This window comes from Burkholderia sp. AU31624 (assembly GCF_020420065.1).
Lineage (GTDB): Bacteria > Pseudomonadota > Gammaproteobacteria > Burkholderiales > Burkholderiaceae > Burkholderia.
Genome location: NZ_JAIZRT010000011.1, coordinates 195,559 through 220,630 on the forward strand (window position 1 = coordinate 195,559; position 25,072 = coordinate 220,630).

23 protein-coding genes are annotated in these 25,072 nt (G+C 69.0%); 16 read left to right on the forward strand and 7 right to left on the reverse strand.

Annotation, left to right across the window (positions count from 1 at the left end):
* Positions 1-25: 25 nt before the first annotated feature.
* Positions 26-754 carry a precorrin-4 C(11)-methyltransferase gene (gene cobM, locus LGM89_RS32885; RefSeq protein WP_122945360.1) on the forward strand — a complete coding sequence of 243 codons (729 nt, stop codon included), beginning with the start codon at positions 26-28 and terminating at the stop codon, positions 752-754.
* Here cobM and LGM89_RS32890 read toward each other — a convergent pair whose 3' ends face one another.
* Positions 755-1,933 (reverse strand): MFS transporter, encoded by a 1,179-nt coding sequence (locus LGM89_RS32890; protein WP_089494855.1) that lies wholly within the window; start codon positions 1,931-1,933, stop codon positions 755-757.
* A gap of 131 nt (positions 1,934-2,064) precedes the next feature.
* On the opposite strand from LGM89_RS32890, the gene LGM89_RS32895 reads away from it, so the two are divergent.
* A complete protein-coding gene (locus LGM89_RS32895) occupies positions 2,065-2,580 on the forward strand; it encodes a MarR family winged helix-turn-helix transcriptional regulator (RefSeq protein ID WP_089440100.1) in 516 nt (171 codons plus the stop codon).
* 219 nt (positions 2,581-2,799) lie between these two features.
* Here the strand turns inward: LGM89_RS32895 and LGM89_RS32900 are convergent, their stop codons facing one another.
* On the reverse strand, positions 2,800-3,507 hold the full coding sequence (locus tag LGM89_RS32900) for a pirin family protein (protein ID WP_226275228.1): 708 nt from the start codon (positions 3,505-3,507) through the stop codon (positions 2,800-2,802).
* 80 nt (positions 3,508-3,587) lie between these two features.
* Complete coding sequence (locus LGM89_RS32905; protein WP_226275229.1) at positions 3,588-4,352, reverse strand: SDR family NAD(P)-dependent oxidoreductase; 765 nt, start codon at positions 4,350-4,352, stop codon at positions 3,588-3,590.
* Positions 4,353-4,491: 139 nt separating this feature from the next.
* Between LGM89_RS32905 and LGM89_RS32910 the strand changes: the two genes are divergently transcribed.
* On the forward strand, positions 4,492-5,400 hold the full coding sequence (locus LGM89_RS32910; RefSeq protein WP_226275230.1) for a LysR family transcriptional regulator: 909 nt from the start codon (positions 4,492-4,494) through the stop codon (positions 5,398-5,400).
* Between the two features lie 189 nt (positions 5,401-5,589).
* On the opposite strand, the gene LGM89_RS32915 is transcribed toward LGM89_RS32910, so the two are convergent.
* The 3 genes from LGM89_RS32915 to LGM89_RS32925 form a co-directional block, all read right to left on the reverse strand.
* Positions 5,590-6,294: a glutathione binding-like protein gene (locus LGM89_RS32915; protein ID WP_046545722.1), complete on the reverse strand. Its 705-nt coding sequence runs from the start codon at positions 6,292-6,294 to the stop codon at positions 5,590-5,592.
* A 182-nt stretch (positions 6,295-6,476) separates the two neighbouring features.
* Positions 6,477-7,601 carry a porin gene (locus tag LGM89_RS32920; protein ID WP_226275231.1) on the reverse strand — a complete coding sequence of 375 codons (1,125 nt, stop codon included), beginning with the start codon at positions 7,599-7,601 and terminating at the stop codon, positions 6,477-6,479.
* Positions 7,602-7,824: 223 nt separating this feature from the next.
* Positions 7,825-10,527 (reverse strand): LuxR C-terminal-related transcriptional regulator, encoded by a 2,703-nt coding sequence (locus tag LGM89_RS32925; protein WP_226275232.1) that lies wholly within the window; start codon positions 10,525-10,527, stop codon positions 7,825-7,827.
* 243 nt (positions 10,528-10,770) lie between these two features.
* Here LGM89_RS32925 and LGM89_RS32930 point away from each other — a divergent pair, with 243 nt between their 5' ends.
* The 12 genes from LGM89_RS32930 to LGM89_RS32985 all read left to right on the forward strand — a co-directional run bounded on the left by LGM89_RS32930 (position 10,771) and on the right by LGM89_RS32985 (position 22,358).
* Entirely contained in the window at positions 10,771-11,718 is a 948-nt protein-coding gene (locus tag LGM89_RS32930; protein ID WP_226275233.1) for a universal stress protein, read from the forward strand.
* A gap of 18 nt (positions 11,719-11,736) precedes the next feature.
* Positions 11,737-12,717: a quinone oxidoreductase family protein gene (locus LGM89_RS32935; protein WP_226275234.1), complete on the forward strand. Its 981-nt coding sequence runs from the start codon at positions 11,737-11,739 to the stop codon at positions 12,715-12,717.
* A gap of 10 nt (positions 12,718-12,727) precedes the next feature.
* Positions 12,728-13,576: a TauD/TfdA dioxygenase family protein gene (locus LGM89_RS32940; protein WP_206149551.1), complete on the forward strand. Its 849-nt coding sequence runs from the start codon at positions 12,728-12,730 to the stop codon at positions 13,574-13,576.
* Positions 13,577-13,696: 120 nt separating this feature from the next.
* A complete protein-coding gene (locus LGM89_RS32945; RefSeq protein ID WP_226275236.1) occupies positions 13,697-14,752 on the forward strand; it encodes a 3-keto-5-aminohexanoate cleavage protein in 1,056 nt (351 codons plus the stop codon).
* Between the two features lie 161 nt (positions 14,753-14,913).
* Positions 14,914-16,242 (forward strand): MFS transporter, encoded by a 1,329-nt coding sequence (locus LGM89_RS32950; RefSeq protein ID WP_226275238.1) that lies wholly within the window; start codon positions 14,914-14,916, stop codon positions 16,240-16,242.
* A 16-nt stretch (positions 16,243-16,258) separates the two neighbouring features.
* Complete coding sequence (locus LGM89_RS32955; protein WP_226208091.1) at positions 16,259-16,834, forward strand: RBBP9/YdeN family alpha/beta hydrolase; 576 nt, start codon at positions 16,259-16,261, stop codon at positions 16,832-16,834.
* Positions 16,835-17,151: 317 nt separating this feature from the next.
* Positions 17,152-18,318, forward strand: coding sequence for an ABC transporter substrate-binding protein (locus tag LGM89_RS32960; protein ID WP_226275240.1), 1,167 nt, complete (start codon positions 17,152-17,154; stop codon positions 18,316-18,318).
* Positions 18,319-18,367: 49 nt separating this feature from the next.
* Positions 18,368-19,453, forward strand: a complete 1,086-nt coding sequence (locus LGM89_RS32965; protein ID WP_226275242.1) for an ABC transporter ATP-binding protein — start codon at positions 18,368-18,370, stop codon at positions 19,451-19,453.
* 37 nt (positions 19,454-19,490) lie between these two features.
* Positions 19,491-20,363, forward strand: coding sequence for an ABC transporter permease (locus LGM89_RS32970; RefSeq protein ID WP_089440114.1), 873 nt, complete (start codon positions 19,491-19,493; stop codon positions 20,361-20,363).
* The gene (locus tag LGM89_RS32975) at positions 20,363-21,295 is read left to right on the forward strand and encodes an ABC transporter permease (RefSeq protein WP_089494872.1); all 933 of its coding nucleotides are present in this window, start codon (positions 20,363-20,365) and stop codon (positions 21,293-21,295) included. The genes LGM89_RS32970 and LGM89_RS32975 overlap by 1 nt, the downstream gene beginning before the upstream one ends.
* Positions 21,296-21,417: 122 nt before the next feature.
* Complete coding sequence (locus LGM89_RS32980; protein ID WP_226275244.1) at positions 21,418-21,855, forward strand: hypothetical protein; 438 nt, start codon at positions 21,418-21,420, stop codon at positions 21,853-21,855.
* A 290-nt stretch (positions 21,856-22,145) separates the two neighbouring features.
* Positions 22,146-22,358: a hypothetical protein gene (locus LGM89_RS32985; RefSeq protein WP_006497261.1), complete on the forward strand. Its 213-nt coding sequence runs from the start codon at positions 22,146-22,148 to the stop codon at positions 22,356-22,358.
* A gap of 287 nt (positions 22,359-22,645) precedes the next feature.
* Here the strand turns inward: LGM89_RS32985 and LGM89_RS32990 are convergent, their stop codons facing one another.
* Positions 22,646-23,611 carry a D-2-hydroxyacid dehydrogenase gene (locus LGM89_RS32990; protein ID WP_226275246.1) on the reverse strand — a complete coding sequence of 322 codons (966 nt, stop codon included), beginning with the start codon at positions 23,609-23,611 and terminating at the stop codon, positions 22,646-22,648.
* Positions 23,612-23,861: 250 nt separating this feature from the next.
* Between LGM89_RS32990 and LGM89_RS32995 the strand changes: the two genes are divergently transcribed.
* Complete coding sequence (locus LGM89_RS32995) at positions 23,862-25,052, forward strand: CaiB/BaiF CoA transferase family protein (RefSeq protein WP_226275248.1); 1,191 nt, start codon at positions 23,862-23,864, stop codon at positions 25,050-25,052.
* The last annotated feature ends 20 nt before the right edge of the window (positions 25,053-25,072 follow it).

Genomic DNA, 25,072 nt, shown 5'->3' on the forward strand with positions numbered 1-25,072 from the left:
CCCATGAATTGACGGAGATTTTTCGATGACGGTGTATTTCATCGGCGCGGGCCCCGGCGACCCGGAGCTGATCACGGTGAAGGGCCAGCGCCTCGTGCGCACGTGCCCGGTGATCCTGTATGCGGGTTCGCTCGTGCCGGCGGCCGTGCTCGACGGCCATCGCGCCGAGCAGGTCGTCAATACCGCCGAACTCGACCTCGACGCCATCGTCGCGCTGCTCGCCGGCGCGCACGCGAAGGGGCAGGACGTCGCGCGCGTGCATTCGGGCGACCCGTCGCTGTACGGTGCGATCGGCGAGCAGATTCGCCGCTTGAAAGCGCTCGGGATTCCGTATGAAATCGTGCCCGGCGTCACGGCCACGGCCGCGTGCGCGGCGACGCTCGGCGTCGAGCTGACGCTGCCCGGCGTCGCGCAGACGGTGATCCTCACGCGCTTCGCGGGCAAGACGACGATGCCGGAAGGCGAAGCGCTCGGCTCGCTCGCCGCGCACCGCGCGACGCTCGCGATCCATCTCGGCGTGCGCCATCTCGCCCGCATCGTCGACGAAGTGCTGCCGCATTACGGCGCCGATTGCCCGGTCGCGGTGATCTATCGCGCGAGCTGGCCGGATGAAGAACGCGTGACCGGCACGCTCGCCGACATCGTCGCCAAGGTGCAGGGCACGCAGATCGAGCGCACCGCGCTGATCCTGATCGGGCGCGTGCTCGACGCCGAAGGGTTCGCGGATTCGACGCTGTACGCGAGCGCGGGCTGATCACGCACGCGCCGCGTGCAGCACCCGCTTCGGCGCAAACCCCGCCGCCAGCGCGAACAACGCGACACACAGGCAGGCCATCGCGATCCATGCGGGCGTCAGGTCCGCGAGGTGCTGGCGCACGACGCCCGCCGCGAACGGAAACAAGCCGGCGATCAGGTAGCCGATGCCCTGCACGAACCCCGTCAGCGATGCGGCGTCGGCCGGCGTCGCCGCATGGTCGACGGTGACGATCAGCGACAGCGGAAACAGCGCGCCGATCCCCGCGCCCATCAGCAGCGCGGCCGGCAGCGCGAGCGCTTCCGGTGCGGCCAGCATCACCAGCAAGCCGACGAACAGCGACGCGATCGCCGCATGCAGCGCGGGCCGGCGGTCGGGCAGGCGGTCGATCGTCGCGGAGATCGTCAGCCCCGCGACGACTTCCGCGAGCGTCACGCCGCCGAGCAGGCTGCCGGCCGCCGTCGGCGACCAGCCGAGCCGCATGTAGTACGGCGGCAGCCACGCGAGCACGAGCGTGTACGCGCCCGTCGCGATGCCGAAGAACAGCGCGAGCCGCCACGCGCGCGGCGAGCGCGACGGCTGCGCGTTCGACGCCGACGTCGGCCCGGCGGCGAGCGCGTCGCCGCCGCGACTGGCCAGCGGCCACGCCAGCGCGGCCACCCCGGCCGGCAGCGCCCAGCCCGCGAGCGCGGGGAGCCAGCCCCACTGGGCCGCGGCGAACGGCGCGACGACGCTCGCGAGCACGGCGCCGCCCATGATCGACGTCGAATAGACGCCCATCGCACCGCCGATCCGCGTCGCGAAATGCGCCTTCACGAAGCCGGGCAGCAGCGCCTGCACCATCGCGATCCCGACGCCCGCGCAGCACGCGCTCGCGAGCAGCAGCCACGCATGCTGCGCGCCGATGCGCGACACGCAGGCGAGCCCGATCAACGCGACGCCGAGCCAGACGCCGCCCGCGATGCCGGTCAGGCGCTGCAGGCGCCGCGCACTCAGTGCGCCAAGGCCCATCAGCAGGATCGGGATCGTCGTCAGCAGGCTTGCCGCGCCGTCACTGATGCCGGTCGCGCGCTGGATCATGTCGAGCAGCGGGCCGACCGCGGCGAGCGCCGGCCGCAGGTTCAGCCCGACGAGGACGATGGCGGCAAGCCGCCATCCGGGGGAAGTGAAGCGATTCATTGCAAGGCCCTCGATATCGGTGCGCGGCCCGCTCCGGAGAGGTGCCGCGCTTTTCATGTAAAGTATCTCGACATCAAGATAAATGCCGGTTTATCTCGACGTCAAGATAACTGGTGAGCCGAGGAGGGTTAATGGATCGAGCCGCGCATGCGCTCGCGCAATGGCGCGCCGAGCGTCCGGATCTCGACGCGTCGTCGATGGTGGTGATGGGGCGGCTGCAGGAAGCGGCGCTCGTGATCGCGCGCGACCGTCTCAATCCGCTGTTCGCGCGCTACGGGATGCAGCCGGGCGAATTCGACGTGCTGGCCACGCTGCGGCGCGGCGGGGCGCCGTTCGCGCTGACGCCGACGGCGCTGTACGACGCGCTGATGATGTCGTCGGGCGGGATGACCGCGCGCATCGACCGATTGCAGAAGGCAGGGTGGGTGGAGCGCCGGCCGAACCCGGCGGATGGGCGCGGGACGCTCGTCGCGCTGACGGAGACCGGCCGCGCGCTGATCGACGAGGCAGTCGTCGCGCATATCGACAACCAGCGGGAGTTGCTGGCCGTATTGTCGGATGCGGAGCAGGCGCAGTTGTCGGAACTGCTGGGAAAGTTGCTGGCGGGGCTGGGAGACGGGGCGTCGAAAGGGGCTGAGGGAAAGTAGCGCCGCAGCATGCGTGAGGCGAACGCACGAGGCAGGCAAAAAAAGTCGTCATGATTTACGTGGACGCCGCTTGCCGCCCCGTGGCGGACACCCCGTCACGCGGAATCCACGTCTGCCCCTCACCGCAAAACGGCCCATAAAGCGACCCAACCGAGCTTTTCGTACGACGCATAACCATTGAAGCATGTCGTTGCGGTCGAGCCCGAAGGTACGGCTCCCTTACCGCAACAGCTCGACCATCACGACATCGGTGTCGTCTCGTGCCACCAACGTGAGCCGCGCTTCGTCGCGAACGGCAACCCCGTCGCGCGGCGCGAGCCGGACTTCGCCGACATCGAGCCGGCCATGATCTGCAATCAGATACGCCACGCCTGACCCCGGCAACACGTGATGCACCGTCGTGCCTTGGCGTAACGTCGCGATGCGCACGCGCGCGTCGGCGTGGATGGACAGCGCACCCGCGCACACGTCATCGGGATCGCCGCTCGCCAGCGTGACGAAGCGGCCTTCGCGACATTCGCGCGAACAGGTTCGCGTCGCCGAACGCGGCGTGCCGCCGGGCGTGCGTGGATGCAGCCAGATCCGGAACAGCCGCGCAGCGACGTTCTCCTCGTTGCGCTCGGCAAGGTGGATAGCGGCGCCGGCATGCATCACCTGCATGGAATCGGCGACCAGCCGTGTGCGATTGCCCGCGTCATCTTCGAACGTGATCGCGCCCGAGCGCACCCAGGTCACGATCTCGACGTTCCGGTGAGCGTCTAGGCCAAATGCGGCATGCGGAGCGAACGCTTCGTCGTTCCACGCGTAGAGCGCGCCGAGCGAACCGTGATCGGGGCGTCCGCAGGCGCCGACGCGGAAATGCATCCGCGTGTCGCGCCAGTCGCTGCGGGTCGCGCCAAGCAACTGAAACGATCGATGTTCGATCATGAGGTGTCCGGGTTCAAATGCGCGTACGCGCCGGGCGCGGGCTCGATCATCGACGATCGCATCCGCGCCCGGCGCAATGCTTAAATCTGCTGCTGGCCGCCATCGACGAACAGCTCGACGCCGTTCACGAAGCTCGCGTCTTCCGAGGCGAGGAACAGCGCGGCACTCGCGATCTCGCCCGGTTCGCCGAGGCGCCCCATCGGGATCTGGGCCGCCAGGTAATCGGCAAGACCCTGGCGCTGGACGGCATCGTCACCGGCGAGGTCGAGCAGGCCGGGCGTGCGGGTCGCCCCCGGGCTGATCGTGTTCACGCGGACGCGGCGGTCCTTCAGGTCGAGAATCCAGCTGCGTGCGAAGGCGCGCACCGCGGCTTTCGACGCCGAATACACGCTGAAGGCAGCGGTGCCGGCGCTGCCGGCGGTCGAACCGGTGAGAATCACCGATGCGCCTTCGGCGAGCAGCGGCAGCGCTTTTTGCACCGTGAACAACACGCCCTTCACGTTGCGATCGAAGGTGTCGTCGTAGTGTGCTTCGGTGATGTCGCCGAGCGGCAGCATCGAACCGCCGCCGGCGTTCGCGAACAGCACGTCGAGGCGCCCCTGTTCTTCCTTGATCTGCGCGTACAGCGCGTCGAGCTCATCGAGCTTCGTGGAGTCGACACGGACGCCGGTCGCGTTCCCGCCCGCTGCCTGGATGCCTTTCACGGCGGCATCGAGTTCGGCCTGACGGCGCCCGGTGAGGTAGACGTGCGCGCCTTCCGCCGCGAAGCGTTGGGCGGTGGCGAGACCGATGCCACTGGTTGCGCCGGTCACGAGGGCGATCTTGCTGTCGAGTTTGCGTGCCATTTTGCTTCTCCTTGCATTCGATAAGTGGGACTGCGTTCGGTGTTGCGTGCTGCGATGTGAGGAGAATATCGACGCCCCGATCGTTTCGAAATAGAATTGATTGCAATCTAACGTTGCATAAATGAAAAGATGAGGGGCGATGGCCAAGCTGCCGGATTTCGAAGGACTCGCGATGTTCGCGAAGGTCGCCGAGGAAGGATCGTTCGCGGCGGCGGCGCGTGCGATGGGGGTGTCCGTCGCGACGGTCTCGCGGGGCGTCGCCCGTCTGGAGGACCGGCTGGGTGCGCGGCTCTTCAATCGCACGTCGCGGCAGCTCGCGCTGACCGAGTTCGGCCGGACCATTTGCGAGACGGCCGGCGAGATCTATCGTCGGGCCGAGGAGGCGGAAAACGCCGCGCGCGAGATGTCGTCGCAGCCGCGCGGATTGGTGCGGCTCGCCGTGCCGATGTCGTTCGGGCTGCGCTGGGTTGCGCCGCTGTTACCCGGCTTCTTTCGCGCGTATCCCGAGGTGTCGATCGACTTGCATCTTTCCGATGCGTCGGTCGATCTGGTCGCCGACGGTTTTGACGCCGCGCTGCGCATCGCCGCGCTGCCGGATTCCTCGCTGGTCGCGCGCCGGCTGTGCGCGGTCACCCAGTTCGTGGTGGCGTCGCCGGCGTATCTGGAGCGGGAAGGGCGGCCCGCCCATCCGCGCGAACTGGTGGATCGGCCGTGCCTTTCCTATGCCTATCGCGCACGCGGCGATGTGTGGCGGTTCACGAACGGCGCGGGTGAGGAGGAACCGGTCATGCCGACCGGGCCGCTGCGCGTGACGAATGCCGATGCGTTGCTGCCCACGCTGCTCGATGGCCTCGCGATTGCAGAACTGCCCGAATTCATCGCCGGCGAATATCTGGCCGATGGCCGCCTCGAGGCGCTCCTGACCGACTGGTCGTTGACGAAGGGCGGCCTTTACTTCGTCACGCCGTCCGCGCGTGCCCGTCCGGCCAAGGTGGCTGCGCTGTCCGATTACTTTGCGGAACACCTGTCCGATCCGTCGTGGCGGTGACCCACGTGACGCGCTGGCGTAACTGGCACCGCTACCTCGGCAACTCGAACGTTCTCCGCCGCGCCGAACAACGACATTCTTCACGGCGCTCCCGGAAAATTCGCGAAGACCTTCAAATAAAAAACCCGCCGCGCAATGCGGCGGTTTTTTTCAGATCGCGGCCTGCACGGTGTGCACCCGCTTAACCCATCAACCCCGTGCCGGAATATTGAGCCCACGCTCGACAGCCGGCCGCGCAACGAACGCATCGAGCACCCGCTTGACGTTCCGGAATTCGCTGAAGCCGACCAGGTCGCCCGCTTCGTAGAACCCGACCAGATTCCGCACCCACGGGAAGATCGCGATGTCGGCGATCGTATAGGTATCGCCCATCACCCATTGCCGATTCGCGAGATGCGCGTCGAGCACGCCGAGCAGGCGCTTCGACTCGTCGACGTAGCGATCACGCGGACGCTTGTCCTCGTAATCGCGGCCGGCGAACTTGTGGAAGAACCCGACCTGGCCGAACATCGGCCCGATGCCGCCCATCTGGAACATCACCCACTGGATCGTCTCGTAGCGGCCCGCGAGATCCTTCGGGATCAGCTGGCCCGTCTTGTCCGCGAGATAGATCAGGATCGCGCCCGATTCGAACAGCGGCAGCGGCTTGCCGTCCGGGCCGTTCGGATCGATGATCGCCGGGATCTTGTTGTTCGGGTTCAGCGACAGGAATGCCGGCGACAGCTGGTCGTTCGTGTCGAAGCGCACGAGGTGCGGCTCGTACGGCAGGCCGGTTTCCTCGAGCATGATCGACACCTTGACGCCGTTCGGCGTCGGCAGCGAGTAGAGCTGGAGACGGTCGGGATGCTGGGCCGGCCACTTTTGCGTGATCGGGAAGGCGGACAGGTCGGACATGGAGGGTCGCTCGTCGAAGTGAAGGATCCGCGCCCCGTTCCTGCCGCCGCACGCGCCACGGTCGATGGCGAGACGGCAGGGCGGAGCGCGCCGAAAACGCCCACTGTAGCCGATCCCGCGGATCGATGCAGGCGGTGGCCACGCGCGACCGCCGCGGCATCGCCAGGCGCCGCCGGCAACCGTCAGAAGGTGTGCCGCAGCCCGACCATCGCGGCCGTCGTGCCGACGCCCGGCGCGACCGGCTGCCCGTACACGAGCATCTGGTCCATCGTGCCGCGGTTGTTCACGTGGCCGACCTGCGCATAGACCATCGTCCGCTTCGACAGGCTGTAGTCGGCCGCGAGCACGACCGCGGTCGACTTGTTCGCCGAGACGTTGCGGTCCTTCAGGTAATACACCGCGGACGTCACCTGCAGCGCCGGCGTGAAGCGATAGCCGAGGCCGGCCGACAGCATGTCGAGGTTCGCCTTGTCCGCATGCGACGGATTCCTGCCGTTGCCGTACGACGCCGACACCGAGAAACCGTGGATCGTGTATTTCGCGCCGAAGTAGATGAAGCGGTTGTTGTCGACGCCGGTCGGCGCGACGCCCGGCGCCGGGCTCGTGTCATGGCCGTTGTAGTAGGCGGCCGAAGCATTGAGCCCATCGTTCGCATACCTGAGCACGACCGACTCGCGCGTGCCGCCCTGGAACTGCCCGGCCACGCCGCCCGGCGCGTATTCGAGCGCGATCGACGCCCCCGCGAAGGTCGGCGACTGGTAGACGAGCGCATTGCTGTCGTACAGCGCGCCGATCGCTGCGTTGGTGCTCGTTCCCGACCAGCCGGCCGCCGTGTTCAGGCCGAGCCACGCGATCAGCACACTGCCGAAGAACTGCGCGTTGCGCACGTCGGTGTCGGCCATCGCGTAGATCATCGGCACGATCTGGCGGCCGGCCGTGAACGTGCCGAACGGGCCCGACACGCCGAGCGACGCGACCTGGTTGAAGATCGCGACGGCGCCCGGCGTATCGCTCAGCTGCAGCTTGCCGCTGCCGCTGTCGAACGAGCCCTGCAGCTTGAAGTTGACCTTGTAGCCGCCGCCGATGTCCTCGCTGCCCTTGATGCCCCAGAAGCTCGAGTAGATGCCGCCGTCCTTCATGCGGAACACCTTGCCCGTGTTCGGCGCGGTCGGGCTGAACGATGCCGCCGACGTGCTCTGGTACAGCAGGCCCGAGTCGATCACGCCGTAGAGCGTGACGGAGGATTGGGCCTGCGCGAGCGCCGAACAGCCGGCAAGCGCCGCGAGCGCGGCCAGTTTCGTCTTCATCGAAGTCTCCAGGGTCGTATTGGACCGGACGGGATCGAGCCCGTCCGGGTGAAGCAGGGAGGCTGGCGGGAAGGTGTGACAGGCCACGCCCGCATGAGCCGTGCGGAAAGACTACGCAACGGCGGGCGGCCGCTCCCCCCCATGCGCGGGGGGCAGGGTTGCGGAGAATCGGAGGAAAGCGGGCGCGACGATGCGCCCGACTGGCGAAACCGGCGTTACGACGTCAGGGCGCGCTTTCGAGCAGGCCGAGCACCAGCGCGCGGCGCACCGCATGCTTGCGCGAACTGGCGTCGAGCTTGCCGAACAGGTTCTTCAGGTGCCACTTCACGGTTTCCTCGCCGACGGCGAGCGCCACCGCGATCTCCTTGTTCGACAGGTTGCGCGCGAGCAGTTCGAGAATCGCGCGCTCCTTGGGCGTCAGCACGACGCTCGGCACGGCGCGCGGGCTGGCCGCGACCCGCGGGGCGGGCGGCACGATGCGTGGCTGCGGCAGCGCGTGCCGCGCGGGGCCGGTGCCGGCGGCCGCTTCGTCGCCGGCGCGGCGCGCCCAGTCGGCGATGGCCGGATGCGCGTCGGCGAGCGTGCGCGTCAGCCCGAACAGGTCGGCCAGGTTCATCGCTTCGTCGAGCAACGCGCGGCCGCCGCCGCCCGATTGCTCGCGCGCGAACGCGCTGAGCGCCATGATCTCGATGCGCGCCTGCCCCATGCTCATTTCGCGGGCCAGGACGGCGGCTTCGTCGAGCGCCGCGCTTGCATCGTCCCAGCGGCGCGCGGCCAGCGCGGCACCCGCGTGCGCGGTGGCCTGCAGCAGCACGACGGGGCGCCGCCACAACGGCCCGTGCGACGGAAACTCGGCCGCGGCGATCGCATCGATCCGTTCGACGAGCGCGTGGCAGGTCGCTTCGCGATAGCGCGCCGCATGAATGCGCACCTGTTCGGCGAGGCTCGCGACCGACAGGCGCGGCAGGCGGCGCGCGACGCCCATCGCGTCGAGCGCTTCGAGCAGGTCGATCGCGCGGTGCTCGACGCCGCGCAGCAGCGCGATGCGCGCGGCGGTGCGATAGCCGAGCAGCACGGTGTCGGGCGTGCCCGCATGTTCGAGCACGTCGAGGCGGTTCGCGAGCAGTGCGGCGGCCTGGTCGACGCGGTCGGCCTCGTACGCGAGCGCCGCGCACATCGCCGCGAGCATGCAGGTGAGCGGATGGCGGCGCCCGAGATCGGCTTCCGCACGCGCCAGCGCCGGCGACAACGCGTCGTCGGCCAGCCGCACCTGGCCCTCGCGCAGGTAGCTCAGGCCCGTGATCAGCTCGCCCCAGCGTGCGACGTAGCCGAACCCGGCCGCCGTCTCGCCGCGCGGCGCCGCGTGCTGGAAGCGGCGCGCCTGCGCCGGTTCGCCGACGATGATCGCGCGCGCCGACAGCCGGTTCGCATGCATTTGCGCGAGCCAAGTCGCCGCCGGCGGCGTGAAGTCGGCCCACGGTTCGAACAGCTCGACGAAGCGGTCGATTTCGTCGGCGTAATACGCGGCCGCGCTGAGGATCAGCGCGCACTCGTAGCGCATCGCCGCAGGCGTGCCGGGATCCGCGAGGATGCCCGCGATCTGGCGTTGCGCTTCGACATGGCGCTCGCCGAGCGCCAGCGCCCAGGCCACCGCGACGCGCAGCGTCGGGCGCTTGTCGAGCTCCGCATCGGGCAGCAGCGCGAGCCAGTCGAGCACGTCGTTGATGCGGCCCTGCTTGATCGCATCCTCGAGGCAACGCTGCGCGAGCGCGTACGCCACCTCGAACTGGCCGGCCGCATACGCGTGACGGGCGGCTTCCTCGGTCATCCCGTGCGCGTCGAGCCACGCAGCCGCCCGCGCATGCAGCGCGCTGCGCTCGGCGTCGGAGCCCGCGGCCAGGCGGTCGCGCAGCGTGTCGCGCACGAGCGGATGCAGCCGGCACCAGTCCGAATCGTCCGACGCAATGAACAGCGGCGTGTCGCGTGCGAGCCGGGCGAGACGGCCGGGTGCGCCTGCGTCGTCGAGCAGCGCCGCGCACAGCGACGGATGCAGGCGATCGGCGACGCTCGTGCGCGTCAGGAATGCGGTGTCGTCGGCAGACAGGTTCGCGAGCAGCAGCTCGACGAGGCGGTCGCGTGTGCCGTCCACGCGGGCGGCGAGTGCGTCGACCGCCTGGCGCGGGTCGGCCGAGCGCGCCATCGCGGCCATCGCGAGCTGCAGGCCGAGCGGCCAGCCGTCGACGCGCTCGAACAGCCGCGCGCACGCGTCGGCGTCGACCCGCTGCGCAAAGCGCGCGCCGACCAGCGCGATCGTCTCGTCGAGCGTGAAGCGCAGCCAGTCGGGGCCCGCGAGCGTGCACTGCCCGCCGGCGAGCAGGTCGCCGGCCACGTAATCGAGCCCGCGCCGCGCGGCAACCACGACATGCAGGTTTTGCGGCGCGTTGTGCAGCACGTAGGTCAGCGCATCGAGGCCGGCGGGCGGCAACCGCTCCGCATCGTCGACGATCAGCAGCGCATCGATCGACAGTTGCGCGACCTCGGCCAGCCACGCGGTCACGCCCTCCAGCGCGCGCGCCGCGTCGGCCGCGCCCATCGGGATCAGGCGCCCGAAGCCGGGCCGTGCACAACCGGTCCGCACCGCCTGCACGAGCCCTTGCAGCAACCGCGCCGCATCGTCGCGCTCGTCGGCCGACAGCCATACGACCGCACGGCCGAGGGCGAGGGTTTCGCGGCGCCATTGCGCGAGCAGTGACGTCTTGCCGTAACCGGCCGGCGCCTGCACCAGCGTGACCGGCCGGCCGTCGAAAGCGGGTGCGGCAAGGCTCAGCCGCGCGCGGGCCAGCAACTGCGCCGGCACGCGCGGCGCGGTCGTCTTCAGGACCAGTTCGGTGGGAGGCGCGTCGGCGCGATCGGGTGGGTGGGCCATCGGGGCAGCAGTCGGATTCCGGCGGTGCCGTGGGGGCCAGCGTCCGGGGTGGGTGTGGGGGGAAGGATCGGCCGAACCGCATTCGCGCGTCAATCCCCCCCGCGACGAGTGGGGCCGCACCGGCGCCGTATCGATAGCATGGGTTCCGATGCAAGACGAACACCGCGAGGAACCCACCCATGAAGATCGTATCGACCGGCACGCGGCGCAGCGCGCCGCTCGCCGGATAAGCGGAGCGGCACGATGTACCGCCATCTGCTCGTGACGGTCGACGGCTCGCCCGGCGGCATCGACGCGATCGGCCATGCGCTCGAACTGGCGCGTGCGGTCGGCGCCCGGGTCACGTTCATGCTGACCGGCGCCGCGCCGGACTCGCGTTTATCCGGAGCGCGGCTGCCGGAGCACGGTGCGAAAGTGGAAGCCGCCGCGCGGGCACAGGGGTTGTCTCATGCGATCGCGGGGGCCGGTCATCCGGGCGCCGGCCATCCTGGGGCCGGCGACGCAGCGCCCGGTGCGCTGGCGGCCGAACTCGGCTGCGACCTGATCGGCGTTGCGGCGCTGCCGCACGAGGCCGATGCGGCGGCCTGCGCGCAACGGCAGCACCTGCTCGCAAAGAGCGGCGTGCCGGTGCTCGTGTGCACGTCGCGGCGCACGCCGGCCGAGGCGCGCGTGATGGCGCGTTGCCTCGATGCGCATCGTGCGGTTGAAGGGTGGCTGCGGGCGTTGATGACGACCGGCGTACCCGCAGACGTGGACGCGCCGCAACAGCACGCGGCAGAGACGCAGGAGGCGCTGGCATCGCTCGCCGCCCTGCAGCACGCCCGGTTCGGCACGGCCGCCGAAGCGCGCCTGTTCGCGGCATTGCGCGTCCGTGCGGAGTGCGTCGCGGCCGAACTGGATGAACTCGACCGCCAGCGGCAGCGCGACGCGCAAGCGCTCGATGCGCTCATGCGGATCGCCGCGGAAGGGCTGCCGTCGGCCGTGTTCGACACGGCGTTCGCCCGCTACGCGCACGGCGCGTTCGAGCAGATGGGGCGGATGGAAGGCGTGATTTTCCCGGCCGCGCGGCGCTATCTCGGCGACGCGGACTGGGCCGGACTGGATGCATCGCTGGCGGACGGCGCAGCCGCGCGCCCGCCACGCGCGAACGAACCGAACGAACCCGACGATGCGCGGCGCGCATCCGACTGACACCTTACGGAGAACACCATGGCACATGCAGTGCGATTCCACGAAACCGGCGGCCCCGAGGTTCTGCGCTGGGAGGAAGTCGAGGTCGGCGACCCGGGCCACGGCCAGGTGCGCCTGCGGCACGACGCGGTCGGCCTGAATTTCGCCGACACGTACTTCCGCAGCGGCCTTTATCCGGTGCCGCTGCCCGCCGGCCTCGGCGTCGAGGCGGCCGGCGTGGTCGAAGCGGTCGGCCCCGGCGTGACGAACGTCGCCGTCGGCGACCGCGTGACCTACACGGGCTTCCTGAACACGCTCGGCGCGTACAGCACCGAACGGCTGATTCCCGCCGCGCCGCTCGTGCGGCTGCCGGCCGGCATCACGTGCGAAACGGCCGCGGCGATGACGATGCGCGGCCTGACGTCGGCCTACCTGTTGCGCAGCATCCATGCGTTCGCACCGGGCGACACGATCCTGCTGCACGCGGCCGCCGGCGGCGTCGGGCTGATCGTGTCGCAATGGGCGAAGCTGCTCGGGCTCAAGGTGATCGGCACCGTCTCCAGCGAGCACAAGGCCGAAATCGCCCGCGCACACGGTTGCGACCACACGATCGACTACAGCCGCGAGGACGTCGCGAAACGCGTGCGCGAGCTGACGGACGGTGCGGGCGTCGACGTCGTGTTCGACAGCGTCGGCAAGGACACCTTCGAAGGCTCGCTCGATTCGCTGAAGCGGCGCGGGCTGATGGTGTGCGTCGGCACCGCGTCGGGCCCGATCCCGCCGTTCGATCCGCAGCGCCTCGCGATGAAAGGCTCGCTGTACCTGACGCGCCCGGCGCTGGCCGACTACATCGCCGATCCGGCCGAGAAGAACGACCTGGCCGGCGAACTGTTCGCGCACGTCGCGGCCGGCCGGATCCGGATCGAGATCAACCAGCGCTACGCGCTGCAGGACGCCGCGCAGGCGCATCGCGATCTCGAATCGCGCAAGACGACCGGTTCGTCGGTGTTCATCGTCTGAGGAGACGCGCATGCGAGTCGAACCCCTGACCTGCGCGATCGGCGCGGAACTGCTGGATGTGAGCCTCGCCGACGCCGTGCACGACGACGGCCTGTTCGCCGAGATCCGCGTGCAGCTGCTTCGCCATCGCGTGCTGTTCCTGCGCGACCAGGACATCACGCGCGCCGAGCACGTCGCGTTCGCGCGGCGCTTCGGCGAGCTCGAGGATCATCCGGTGGCCGGCAGCGATCCCGAGCATCCGGGGCTCGTGCGGATCTACAAGTCGCCCGACCAGCCGAACGACCGCTACGAGAATGCGTGGCACAGCGATGCGAGCTGGCGCGTGGCGCCGCCGTTCGGCTGCGTGCTGCGCTGCATCGACGGTCCGCCGGTTGGCGGCGACACGATGTGGGCGAACATGGTGCTCGCCTACGAGCGCCTGCCGGAGCACGTGAAGCAGCAGATCGACGACTTGCGCGCGCGCCACAGCATCGAGGCGAGCTTCGGCGCGGCGATGCCGATCGACAAGCGCCTCGCGCTGAAGGCGCAGTACCCGGACGCCGAGCATCCGGTCGTGCGCACGCATCCCGAAACCGGCGAGAAGGTGCTGTACGTGAATGCGTTCACCACGCATTTCACGAACTTCCACACGCCGGCGCGCGTGCGGGTCGGGCAGGACGCGAATCCCGGCGCCGGCCAGTTGCTGCAATACCTGATCAGCCAGGCATATATCCCCGAATACCAGGTGCGCTGGCGCTGGAAGAAGCACAGCGTCGCGATCTGGGACAACCGCAGCACCCAGCACTACGCGGTGATGGACTACCCGCCGTGCGTGCGCCAGATGGAGCGCGCGGGCATCGTCGGCGACGTGCCGTTCTGAGCCCGCCAACACCGTAGCCCATCTCTGAAACCCCATGCAACGCGCCGGGCCCGCCGCCCGGCGCGGCGGGATACGCACGCCCGTACGCCCGCAATACAACGATTTCCACTGGAGGACGACATGCAATTTCTCGACGATTCGCTGCACCCGGAAAACCAGGACAAGGTAGTCATCACGGTCGCGCCGTACGGCCCCGAATGGATGCCGGCCGATTTTCCGGAAGACATTCCGGTGACGATGGACGAGCACGTGCAGAAGGCCGTCGACTGCTACAACGCGGGCGCGACGGTGCTGCACATGCATGTGCGCGAGCTCGACGGCAAGGGCAGCAAGCGGCTGTCGAAGTTCAACGAGCTGCTCGGCCGGCTGCGCGAGGCGGTCCCCGACATGATCCTGCAGGTGGGCGGCTCGATCTCGTTCGCGCCGGAAGGCGAGGGGGCCGACGCGAAATGGCTGTCCGACGACACGCGCCACATGCTCGCCGAGCTGACGCCGAAGCCCGACCAGGTGACGGTCGCGATCAACACCGTGCAGATGAACATCACCGAGCTGATGAACCGCCAGGACATCGCCGGCACGTCGTTGAACGAAGCCGCGTACTGGGACGCGTACCGCGAGATGACCGTGCCGGCCGGCCCCGGCTGGGTCGACGAGCACCTGCGCCGCCTGCAGGCGGCCGGCATCCAGCCGCATTTCCAGCTCACCGGGATGCACGCGCTGGAAACGCTCGAGCGGATCATTCGCCGCGGCGTCTATCGCGGCCCGCTGAACGTCACGTGGGTCGGGATCGGCGGCGGCTTTGACGGCCCGAATCCGTACAACTTCATGGAATTCGTGCGGCGCTGCCCGGACGGCGCGTGCATCACGCTCGAATCGCTGATGAAGAACGTGCTGCCGATCAACACGGTCGCGATGGCGCTGGGCCTGCATCCGCGCTGCGGGATCGAGGACACGATCATCGACCAGAAGGGCAACCGGATGACGTCGGTGCAACAGGTCGAGCAGTGCGTGCGGATCGCGCGCGAACTCGGCCGCGACATCGCCACCGGCAAGGAGGCGAAGGCGATCTACCGGATCGGCGTGCAGTACGACGGCATCGACGAGACGCTGGCGCACCTCGGGATGGCGCCGAACCGCCGCTCCGGCCAGGTGAACGTGCCGCTGCGGGCCGCCTGACGCGCCGCGCACCCGGGCAGGCGGTCGCCACGGCCGCCGCCCGCCGACCGTTGTGGCGTGGCACCCATCCCCGCGCACGGCGCGGGGGCTGACTCCGGGCCACGGAGCGGGGCCACGCAAGCCGCGCCGGAGCACGACCTCCGGCGCCGGAGGAGACACGCATGCTGATCCATCAAGTCGAGCCGTCGATGCAGGACATCGCCGCCGCCGGCCGGCGCGCGCCCGCGTATGCGTGGCTCGTGTTCGGGCTGACCGTCGGCCTGCTGCTGTCGGACTACATGTCGCGGCAGGTGCTCAATGCCGTATTCCCGTTGCTCAAGCACGCGTGGGGGCTGTCGGACACGCAGCTCGGTTCGCTGTCCGGCGTCGTCGCGCTGCTGGTCGGGCTGCTGACGTTCCCGCTGTCGGTACTCGCCGACCGCTTCGGACGCGTGCGCAGCATCGTGCTGATGGCCGCGTTGTGGAGCATCGCGACGCTCGGCTGCGCACTGTCGACGAACTACGCGGAGATGCTCGTCGCACGCGGCCTCGTCGGGCTCGGCGAAGCCGCGTACGGCAGTGTCGGCGTCGCGCTGATCCTCAGCATCTTTCCGGCACGGCTGCGCGCGACGCTGACCGGCGCGTTCATGGCCGGCGGTGCGTTCGGCTCCGTGTTCGGGATGGCGCTCGGCGGGCTGGTCGGCGCGCATCTCGGCTGGCGCTGGTCGTTCGGCGTGATGGCCGCGCTCGGCATCGTGCTGCTCGTCGTGTATCGCTGCGTCGTGACCGAACGGCGGCTCGCCGCGTATCGGATCGAACCGTGCCGGCGCGACGCCGGCGTGCCGCGCGGCCTGCGCGGCAACGTGCGCGCGCTGATGTCGGGGCTGTTCGCATCGCGCTCGGTGATCTGCGCGTACCTCGGCAGCGGGCTGCACCTGTTCGTGCCGGGTGCGCTGTTCGCGTGGCTGCCGAGCTACCTGAACCGCTACTACGCGATGGCGCCCGACCGCGCGGCGGTGCTCGCGGCCGGCTTCGTGCTGCTCGCGGGCGTCGGGATGGTCGGCTGCGGGATCGTCACCGACCGCGTCGGCAAGACCGACGGCAAGCGCAAGTGGCTGACCGCGATCGCGTATTGCGTCCTCACGGGCGTGTGCCTCGCGATGGCGTTCCGGCTGCCGCCCGGGCCGCTGCAGCTCGCGCTGATCTGCGCGGGGATGCTGGTCGGCGCGGGTGCGTCCGGTGCATCGGGCGCGATGGTCGCGAACCTGACGCCGGCCGCGATCCACGCGTCGGCGTTCGCGACGCTCACGCTCGCCAACAACCTGCTCGGCATGGCGCCGGGCCCGCTGCTGACGGGGTGGGTCGCCGATCGCGCCGGCCTCGTCGGCGCGCTGCAATGGATTCCGGTCGTGCCGCTCATGGCCGCCGTGCTGTTCGCGATCGGACGCGCGAGCTATGTGGCCGACCTCGCCCGCGTCGAATGCGAACGGCGCGCGTCCCACCTTTCCTGAACGTTTCGGAGACTGCATGACCCTGACGACCACCCCCACCATCCTGATCGTGCCCGGCTTGCGCGATCACGTCGAAGACCACTGGCAGACGCACCTCGAACGACGTCTGCCGAACGCACGCGCCGTCGCGCCGCTCGAAGCCGACAAGCTGAGCCGCGCCGCACGCGTCGCGGCGCTCGATGCGGCGCTGGCCGGGATCGACGGCCCGGTGATCCTCGTCGCGCACAGCGCGGGCGTGATGATCACGGTGCACTGGGCACGGCAGGCCACGCGCCAGATCCACGGCGCGCTGCTCGCGGCGCCGGCCGATCTCGAGTCGCCGATGCCTGCCGGTTATCCGGCGCCCGAGGCGATCGCCGCGAACGGCTGGACGCCGATACCGACCGGACGGCTGCCGTTTCCGAGCATCGTCGCCGCGAGCCGCAACGATCCGCTCGCGGGTTTCGAACGCATCGAGGCGCTGGCGGCCGGGTGGGGCAGCCAGCTCGTCGATCTGGGGGAGGTCGGCCACCTGAACCCGGCGTCGGGGTATGGCGAGTGGCGGGATGCAGAGCGGTTGATCGAAGAAGTGGCCGCTCTCGGCACGGCCTGACTGACCGAATATTCCCGCCTTTCGTGCGCCGCGCCCGACCGGGTGCCCGGCGCGCGCGCCGTCACCGTCGCGTCGCGATGCGGCCTCGAACCGATTCCATTTCGCCGATCGCCGAGATACGACGTCTTAACACGCGGCGCAATCGACCCGGCACGACGCCCCAGCATCGGTCGGCACACAAATCCTCAATAAACGGAAGGCATTTGTCAGGGAAAGTCCCGCCCCGCACGCCGTGGTTTTTTGTTGACCGACATCGTATAACGCCGTCATGATTTCCTGAAAAGAAAGGTCCCATCCACCGACCGAAGTGAGGAGACATGAACGCCACCCCGATCGCTCGCCGTGTCCGCCGGATCGCACTCGCGCTGGGCTTCACGCTGTCTGCCACGGCCGCCGTCGCCGCCCCCGTCTCGCTGAACATCGTCGATGTCGCGGGCAACCTGCAGCTCACGCAGAAGGTCATCGAAGCCTTCAAGGACAAGAACCCGAACCTCGTCTCGAACGTCACGTTCACGAACGCGCCCGCGCCGCAGTTGCCGGGCAAGATCAAGGCGATGCAGGCGGCGGGGCGCGCCGACATCGACCTCGTGCTGACGGGCACCGACGCGCTGGCCGCCGGCATCGAGCAGAACCTGTGGCAGAAGCTGCTGCCCGACGACGCGGCCGCGCTCCCCGGCGTGCTCGACAAATACGCGCCCGGCCCGCGCAAGATGCAGGATCTCGCGCAGGGCTACGGCCTCGAAGTCACCTACATGCCGGCCGGCCCGCTGCTCGAATACAACCCGGCGAAGGTCAGCGACCCGCCGAAGACGCCCGATCAGCTGCTCGCGTGGTGCAAGGCGCACCCGAACAAGCTGATCTATGCGCGCCCGGCGAACTCGGGCCCCGGCCGCACGTTCCTGATGGGGCTGCCGTACGTGCTCGGCGACAAGAATCCGCAGGATCCGATCAACGGCTGGGACAAGACCTGGGCGTTCCTGAAGGCGCTGAACGACTGCGTGCCGTACTACCCGGGCGGCACGTCGGCGGTGATGAAGGAGCTCGGCGAGGGCACGCGCGACATGACCGTGACCGTCACCGGCTGGGATCTCAACCCGCGCGCGCTCGGCATCGTGCCGGCGGAATTCAAGGTCCAGGCCTTCGACAACATGACGTGGGTCAACGACGCGCACTACATGGTGATCCCGAAGGGCGTGCCGAAGGAAAAGCTCGACGTGCTGTTCAAGCTGATGAATTTCCTGCTCGAACCGGCGCAACAGGCGATGACCTACGACGACGGCTACTTCTATCCGGGCCCGGCGGTGAAGGGCGTGACGCTCGAGATGGCGCCCGCGCACAGCCAGGAAGTGATCAAGAAATTCGGCCGCCCCGAGTACGCGAAGCTGCTCGCGGAGCGCCCGCACGTGCAGCCGCTCAACGCGCAGGCAATGGTTGCCGCGTTCCAGAAGTGGGATCGCGAGATCGGTTCGCAGAAGTCGAAGTGACGCATGAACCGGCGGGCGCCGCGGCGCCCGCGTCGAGGGAGTTCGCGCAATGAAGCACAGTTTCGAACGGCTGCGGCTCGATGGCGTATGCCGCAGCTTCACCAATGCCGAAGGCGCGCAGGTCGCCGCGCTGAACGGGCTCGATCTCGAGATCCGGCGCGGCGAGTTCATCGCGCTGCTCGGCCCGTCGGGCTGCGGCAAGTCGACCGCGCTCAACTGCATCGCGGGGCTGCAGCCGCTCACGCGCGGCGGCATCTGGCTCGACGACACGCGCATCGACGTGCTGCCGCCCGAGCGCCGCGGCTTCGGGATGGTGTTCCAGAATTACGCGCTGTTTCCGCACATGTCGGTGCTCGACAACGTCGGCTTCGGCCTCAAGATGCGCGGCGTGCCGAAGCAGGAAACGCGGCGGCGCGCGCAGCAGGCGCTCGAACTCGTGCAGCTGGTCGGCCACGAGGGCAAGCTGCCCGGGCAACTGTCGGGCGGGCAGCAGCAGCGCGTCGCGATTGCGCGCGCGATCGTGATCGAGCCGCCGCTCGTGCTGATGGACGAGCCGCTGTCGAACCTCGACACGAAGCTGCGCATCGAGATGCGCGCCGAGATCCGCCGCATCCACACGCAGCTCGAACGCGCGACGATCTACGTGACGCACGACCAGGACGAAGCGCTGTCGATGGCCGACCGCATCGTCGTGATGAAGGAGGGCGTCGTGCAGCAGGTCGCGACGCCGAAGGACGTCTACACACGCCCGCACAACCTGCACGTCGCGCGCTTCATGGGCTATCGCAACGTGCTGCCGTTCACGCTAGAAGGCATGGCCGGCGATTACGTGACGGTCGCGGCCGGTGGCGTGCGCGTCACGGGCGTGCCGATGGCCGGCTTCGATACGAAGGAGGTCGTGGTCGCGCTGCGCCCCGACGACGTCGAGCGGGCAGACGATGCGGGCGACAACACGAACGCGTTCGACTCGACCGTCGAAACGGTCGAGTACGGCGGCCGCGATTCGCTGATCCGCGCGGTCACGCCGTTCGGCCCGATCTGGGCGCGCGTCGCCGGCGAATTCACGGAAGGCGAGCCGCTGCGGCTGCGCGTTGCGCCGTCACGCACGCTCGTCTATCCGGGAGCGCCGACATGAGCGGCGTGACCGCCGCGCCGTCATACCGGGAGGCCGCATGAGCACGGTCGCGTCCGGCGGCACGCCGCGCGACGCGAAAGCGTGGCTCGTCACGCCCGCGCTCGCGTTCATCGTCGCGCTGTTCATCTACCCGTTCGCGTACGGCCTCGTGCTGTCGTTCCAGCCGATGAACGGCGGCGGCGCGCTCGCGAACTACGTGCAGTTCTTCACCGACACGGCGATGTGGCCGACCGTGCTCGTCACGCTGAAGCTCGCGGTACCGGCGACACTGCTCAACGTCGGCATCGCGGTGCCCGTCGCATTCGCGCTGCGCCGCCATTCGCCGTACCAGAAGTTCGTCACGACGCTGCTCGTGATTCCCGTGACGCTCGGCACCGTGCTCGTCGCCGACGGGATGCTCACGTATTTCGGGCCGAACGGCTGGTTCCCGCAGGCGCTGCAGGGGCTGCACCTGTACACCGACGAAGTGCGCCTCACGCACAACTACTGGGGCGTGCTGCTGTCGCTGATCGTGTCGGGCTTTCCATTCGCGTTCCTGTTGATGCTGTCGTACATCAGCGGCATCGACCCGACGCTCGCGCGCGCAGCGGCGACGCTCGGCGCGAACCCGTGGCAGCAGTTCCGGCAGATCTACCTGCCGCTGCTCGTGCCAGGGCTCACGATGGCCGCATGCCTGTCGTTCGTGCAGGCGTTCTCGGTGTTTCCGTCGGCCGTGCTGCTCGGCGCGCCGGCCGGGCCCACGCGCGTGATCTCGATCGCGGCGGCGGAAGCGGCGTTCGAGAGCTACGACTATTCGCTGGCGTCGGCGATCGCGATCGTGATGGGTTTCGTGCAGTTGCTGGTGGTCGCGTCGATGCTCGGCGCGCGCCGCTTCTTCTATACGGGCGCGGTGACGGGAGGCAAGGGCTGATGGCGACCGACAATCATGCCGCGCGCACCTGGCCGCCGAAGCACGACACGCCTGATGCACCCGATGCGCGCCCCGTCGACGCGAGGAAACCGCGGAAGATGACAAGCAATCTCGCCGGCCGCGCGTGGAAGGCGCTCGTGTGGGGGCTGATGGCGTTCTTCCTGCTGAACGTGATGCTGCTGATCGCGACCGTCGCGGTGAACTCGATCGCGACCCGCTGGTTCGGCACGCCGCTGCCGCAGGGCTTCACGCTGCACTGGTATGCGAAGGCGTGGGAGGACTTCCAGCTCGCGAGCGTGCTATGGGTGACCGTCGAGGTCGTCGGCGCGGTCGTGCTGCTGTCGATCGCGCTCGGCGTGCCGGCCGCGTATGCGCTGGCGCGCGTGCGGTTTCGCGGCAAGCGCTTCGCGCTGCTGGTGTTCCTGCTGCCGCTGATGGTGCCGCCCGTCACGTACGGGATCCCGATGGCCACCGTGATGTACAAGGTCGGGCTCGCGGGCACGCTGCCCGGCGTGATCCTCGCGAACCTCGTGCCGGCGCTGCCGTTCGTGATCCTCGTGATGACGCCGTTCATCGAGCAGATCGATCCGAATCTCGAAGCCGCCGCGCGCATCTTCGGCGCGAACACGTGGCGCTATTTCCGCTACGTGCTGCTGCCGCTGCTCGTGCCCGGCATGCTCGCGGCGGGGTTGCTCGTGCTGGTGCGCACGATCGGGATGTTCGAGCTGACCTTCTTCACCGCGGGGCCGAGCACGCAGACACTCGTCGTCGCGCTGTATTACGCGGTGTTCTCGACCGGCGTGCGCGCGCCGCAATCGATCGACGCGATGGCGATGATCTACATGGCCATCACGCTCGTGTGGGTCGTGATCGCGCTGCAGTTCGTGAGCCCGACGCAGCTCGTCAGCCGCGTGAAGCAGGAGCGGCAGTAGGCGAGGGCGACACGCGGGTACGCGATGCCGCTCGCGCCTCCGTGCAATTGGTTACAAATGGATACCGCGCGCGACACGCGGACGTTGCAGACTACGCGGCATTCCACCGATCACGGATATCCATGAAGTTCCACACGCTGCTGACACTCGCCGGTGTATCGACGCTGCTGGCTGCCTGCAACCTGCTCCACGACGGCCCCGGTTCGAGCGATGTCGACGCCGCCGTGCGCCGCGCGCTCGAGGCGGAAAACCACGGCGGCCTGAACGCGCTGTTCGGCCAGCCGCTGCCCGTCTCGGCCGATGTCGTGTCGGCGAAGCCCGACGGCGACTGCAAGAAGCTCGGCGACCGCACCTACTCGTGCGACGTCGTGGTCACGTGGCGCAATGCCGACTACAAGCCTTCGCGCGCGAACCTGACCTTCGTGCAGGCCGCCGACGGCGCGTGGCAGACGTCCGGCGTCGACGCGGCGATCGTGACGGGCACCGCGAAGTCGCTGGTCGACGAAATCGGCAAGGCGTGGCCGGGCAATGCGGCGAGCGGCGCGTCGGCGCCGCAGTGACGCGTCGGCGGCGCGGCGTGCCCTGATTCCGCGGGCACGCGGCTTCGTCCCTGCGAGCCGCGATCGTTCCGTTTCTTCAAACCATCGATGACCCTCGCCCCGTGCAGGCACGACCACGGCCGGCGGGGTGGCGCCATTCGGCCGGCGCGACCCGCGTTCGATACCGATTCACCGAAAAGGGGTGCGAACACTGGTTCCAAAAGACCGAACGCATCCTCGGTATGTGGGCCCGGTTATAGGGAAAACCCTTATTTCGAGATATAATCACGGCCTAAGAGATAGGTCGAACCATGCCTGAACGTTTCCAAACCCTTGAAAAATTTGTGTTTTCCCTCGTCGTGATGTCCGCCGTCGTGTGCTCGGCCTTCCTCGCGTACGAGCGTCACCCCGAGATCAAGATCGCGCTGCACGAAGGCGAAGCGCTGATGCGCGAGAGCGCAAAGTACTCGGTCATCTGCTCGCCGTCCAAGGTCGATCCTTGCGTCGAGATGTCGGCTTACTGAGATTCGCGTCGGTCGCGGTGCGCTGCGATCGAAACGGTCGTTTCCAGAATTGGCCCCATTCAGTTTCGGACTTGTCCTATATCGTTGGTCGTCTGGATTCCTTAAAGTAGAGCCCATCAGGAATTCAGAAACCGGCCGCAAGATAGGGCGGATGCACGAACCCGTAACGTGCCGAGTCGCTGGCGTAAGCAGCCCCCGAATTCAGCCGGCCCCGCTTCGAGCCATCGAGCGGGGCCGTTCTGTTTTGCGGTTCAAATAACCTCCCGCCGCACTTTGCGCCACGCACGTCACACCACGTGCCGCGGCGCGCCATCCACGAACGCGGCGACGTTTTCCACGAGCTGATCGGCAAGCGCTTGCATCGCTTCGTCACTCGCCCACGCGACGTGCGGCGTCAGGATGAAGGCCGGATGCGACAGGATCGCGTGGAACGGATGCGCGGCCGGCAGCGGCTCCTGCGTGACCACGTCGAACCCCGCGCCCGCGATCTGCCCCGACTGCAATGCGTCGACGAGCGCGCCTTCATCCACGAGCCCGCCGCGCGCGGTATTGATCAGCAATGGCCGTCGCGCCATCCGCGCGAACGAAGCCGCGTCGATCAGGTGCCGCGTCGCCGGCGTGAGCGGGCAGTGCAGCGTGATCACGTCGCTGTCGCGCAGCAGCGTGTCGAGCGGCACGTAGTCGTCCCCCGCCGCATCGCCGTGCGCCGCGAACCGCACCTGCATGTCGAGCGCGCGGGCGACGCCGGCCACCGCGCGCCCGAGCACGCCGTCGCCGACGATCCCGAGCGTCGAGCCGGCCAGGTCGCGAATCGGATGATCGAAAAAGCAGAACTGCCCGCTGTCGAGCCAGCGCCCCGCACGCACCGCGTCGCGGTACGCGACGAGGCTGCGGCGCAGCGCGAAGATCAGCGCGAACGTGTGCTCGGGCACCGTGCGGACCGCATACCCGCGAATATTGCTCACCACGATGCCGCGCGCCGCGCACGCGTCGAGATCGACGATGTCGGTGCCCGTCGCGGCGATCGCGATCATCCGTAGGCGCCGCGCATCGGCGAGCGTTGCCGCGTCGAGCCGCACCTTGTTGGTCACGACGATGTCCGCGTCGGCGATGCGCGCGGCTATCTCGTGCGCGGCCGTCCGGTCGAAGGTCTGCAATACGTGCGGAAACGGAAACGGCTTCAGCACGGTGTGCGGCGACAGCGTCGCGCGGTCGAGAAACACGATCTTCGCGGGAAAGGAAGCAGAAAACATGGCGGGTCTCGCTGACAGGCGCCCGGCGGGCGCGGAACGGGTTCGATTCTGCCGGCGGCGCGCGCGCCGTCGTTTGCCCGTTGCGCGAGCGCGCTTTCCCGGAGGGAAAGGCTGACGCAACGCCTGCATGAGGGGCGCGACGCGCGCCTTTCCGAAACGGAAAGGCTGGTTGAGCATCGATCGATTTTCGCCGGGCGCGAACGCCGTCATGATCGCCTTCATCGACACCACGATTGCATCGGAGACAGCCATGACACGCCCCCTGGACGGCATTCGCGTGCTGGAACTCGGCCAACTGATCGCCGGGCCGTTCGCGGGCCGGATGCTCGCCGAATTCGGCGCCGACGTGCTCAAGGTCGAGCCGCCCGGGCTCGGCGACCCGCTGCGCAAATGGCGGCTGCTGCATGAAGGCACGTCGGTCTGGTGGGCCGCGCAGTCGCGCAACAAGACCTCGCTCACGCTCGACCTGCGCACGCCCGAAGGGCAGGACGTCGTGCGCCGTCTCGTCGCGGAAACCGACGTACTGATCGAGAACTTCCGGCCCGGCACGCTCGAAGGCTGGGGGCTCGGCTGGGACGCGCTGTCCGCGATCAACCCGGGGCTCGTGATGCTGCGCGTATCGGGCTTCGGCCAGACGGGCCCGTACCGCGACCGTCCCGGCTTCGGCGTGATCGCCGAGGCGATGGGCGGCCTGCGGCACCTGACCGGCGAGCCCGGCCGCACGCCGGTGCGCGTCGGCATCTCGCTCGGCGATTCGCTGTCGGCGCTGCACGGCGTGATCGGCGTGCTGCTTGCGCTGCGGCATCGCGAGCAGCAAGGCGGCCACGGGCAGGTCGTCGACGTCGCGCTGTACGAGTCGGTCTTCAACATGATGGAAAGCCTGCTGCCCGAATACTCGGCGTTCGGCGCCGTGCGCGAGGCGGCCGGCAGCAGCCTGCCCGGCATCGCGCCGACCAACGCGTACCGCTGCCGCGACGGCAAGTACGCACTGATCGCGGGCAACGGCGACAGCATCTTCCGGCGCCTGATGGAGCTGATCGGCCGGCCCGATCTCGGCAACGATCCCGCGCTCGCGCACAACGACGGACGCGTCGCGCAGGTCGAGCGCATCGACGCGGCGATCGGCGAATGGAGCGCGCAGCACGATCTCGATGCCGTACTGGCCGCGCTGAACGAAGCACGCATTCCGTCCGGGCGCATCTACGACGTGGCCGACATCGCGGCCGATCCGCATTACCGCGCCCGCGACATGCTCGTCGATGCCGCGTTGCCCGACGGTACGCCGGTGCTCGTGCCCGGTATCGTGCCGAAGCTCGGCGCGACGCCCGGGCGCATCGACCACGCGGCGCCCGCGCTCGGCGCGGATACCGACGCGGTACTCGAATCGCTCGGCATCGATGCGGCGACGCGCGGCGACTGGCGCACGCGCGGCGTGATCTGAGATGCGGAAACAGGAGAAAG

Coding starts and splice junctions, on each gene's coding strand:
- LGM89_RS32985 (WP_006497261.1), top strand. CDS start 22,146: ATGCCTGAACGTTTCCAAACCCTTGAAAAATTTGTGTTTTCCCTCGTC.
- LGM89_RS32915 (WP_046545722.1), bottom strand. CDS start 6,294: ATGTCCGACCTGTCCGCCTTCCCGATCACGCAAAAGTGGCCGGCCCAG.
- LGM89_RS32980 (WP_226275244.1), top strand. CDS start 21,418: ATGAAGTTCCACACGCTGCTGACACTCGCCGGTGTATCGACGCTGCTG.
- LGM89_RS32920 (WP_226275231.1), bottom strand. CDS start 7,601: ATGAAGACGAAACTGGCCGCGCTCGCGGCGCTTGCCGGCTGTTCGGCG.
- LGM89_RS32950 (WP_226275238.1), top strand. CDS start 14,914: ATGCTGATCCATCAAGTCGAGCCGTCGATGCAGGACATCGCCGCCGCC.
- LGM89_RS32905 (WP_226275229.1), bottom strand. CDS start 4,352: ATGGCACGCAAACTCGACAGCAAGATCGCCCTCGTGACCGGCGCAACC.
- LGM89_RS32900 (WP_226275228.1), bottom strand. CDS start 3,507: ATGATCGAACATCGATCGTTTCAGTTGCTTGGCGCGACCCGCAGCGAC.
- LGM89_RS32925 (WP_226275232.1), bottom strand. CDS start 10,527: ATGGCCCACCCACCCGATCGCGCCGACGCGCCTCCCACCGAACTGGTC.
- LGM89_RS32965 (WP_226275242.1), top strand. CDS start 18,368: ATGAAGCACAGTTTCGAACGGCTGCGGCTCGATGGCGTATGCCGCAGC.
- LGM89_RS32895 (WP_089440100.1), top strand. CDS start 2,065: ATGGATCGAGCCGCGCATGCGCTCGCGCAATGGCGCGCCGAGCGTCCG.
- LGM89_RS32960 (WP_226275240.1), top strand. CDS start 17,152: ATGAACGCCACCCCGATCGCTCGCCGTGTCCGCCGGATCGCACTCGCG.
- LGM89_RS32890 (WP_089494855.1), bottom strand. CDS start 1,933: ATGAATCGCTTCACTTCCCCCGGATGGCGGCTTGCCGCCATCGTCCTC.
- LGM89_RS32945 (WP_226275236.1), top strand. CDS start 13,697: ATGCAATTTCTCGACGATTCGCTGCACCCGGAAAACCAGGACAAGGTA.
- LGM89_RS32995 (WP_226275248.1), top strand. CDS start 23,862: ATGACACGCCCCCTGGACGGCATTCGCGTGCTGGAACTCGGCCAACTG.
- LGM89_RS32955 (WP_226208091.1), top strand. CDS start 16,259: ATGACCCTGACGACCACCCCCACCATCCTGATCGTGCCCGGCTTGCGC.
- LGM89_RS32910 (WP_226275230.1), top strand. CDS start 4,492: ATGGCCAAGCTGCCGGATTTCGAAGGACTCGCGATGTTCGCGAAGGTC.
- LGM89_RS32975 (WP_089494872.1), top strand. CDS start 20,363: ATGGCGACCGACAATCATGCCGCGCGCACCTGGCCGCCGAAGCACGAC.
- cobM (WP_122945360.1), top strand. CDS start 26: ATGACGGTGTATTTCATCGGCGCGGGCCCCGGCGACCCGGAGCTGATC.
- LGM89_RS32970 (WP_089440114.1), top strand. CDS start 19,491: ATGAGCACGGTCGCGTCCGGCGGCACGCCGCGCGACGCGAAAGCGTGG.
- LGM89_RS32990 (WP_226275246.1), bottom strand. CDS start 23,611: ATGTTTTCTGCTTCCTTTCCCGCGAAGATCGTGTTTCTCGACCGCGCG.
- LGM89_RS32935 (WP_226275234.1), top strand. CDS start 11,737: ATGGCACATGCAGTGCGATTCCACGAAACCGGCGGCCCCGAGGTTCTG.
- LGM89_RS32940 (WP_206149551.1), top strand. CDS start 12,728: ATGCGAGTCGAACCCCTGACCTGCGCGATCGGCGCGGAACTGCTGGAT.
- LGM89_RS32930 (WP_226275233.1), top strand. CDS start 10,771: ATGTACCGCCATCTGCTCGTGACGGTCGACGGCTCGCCCGGCGGCATC.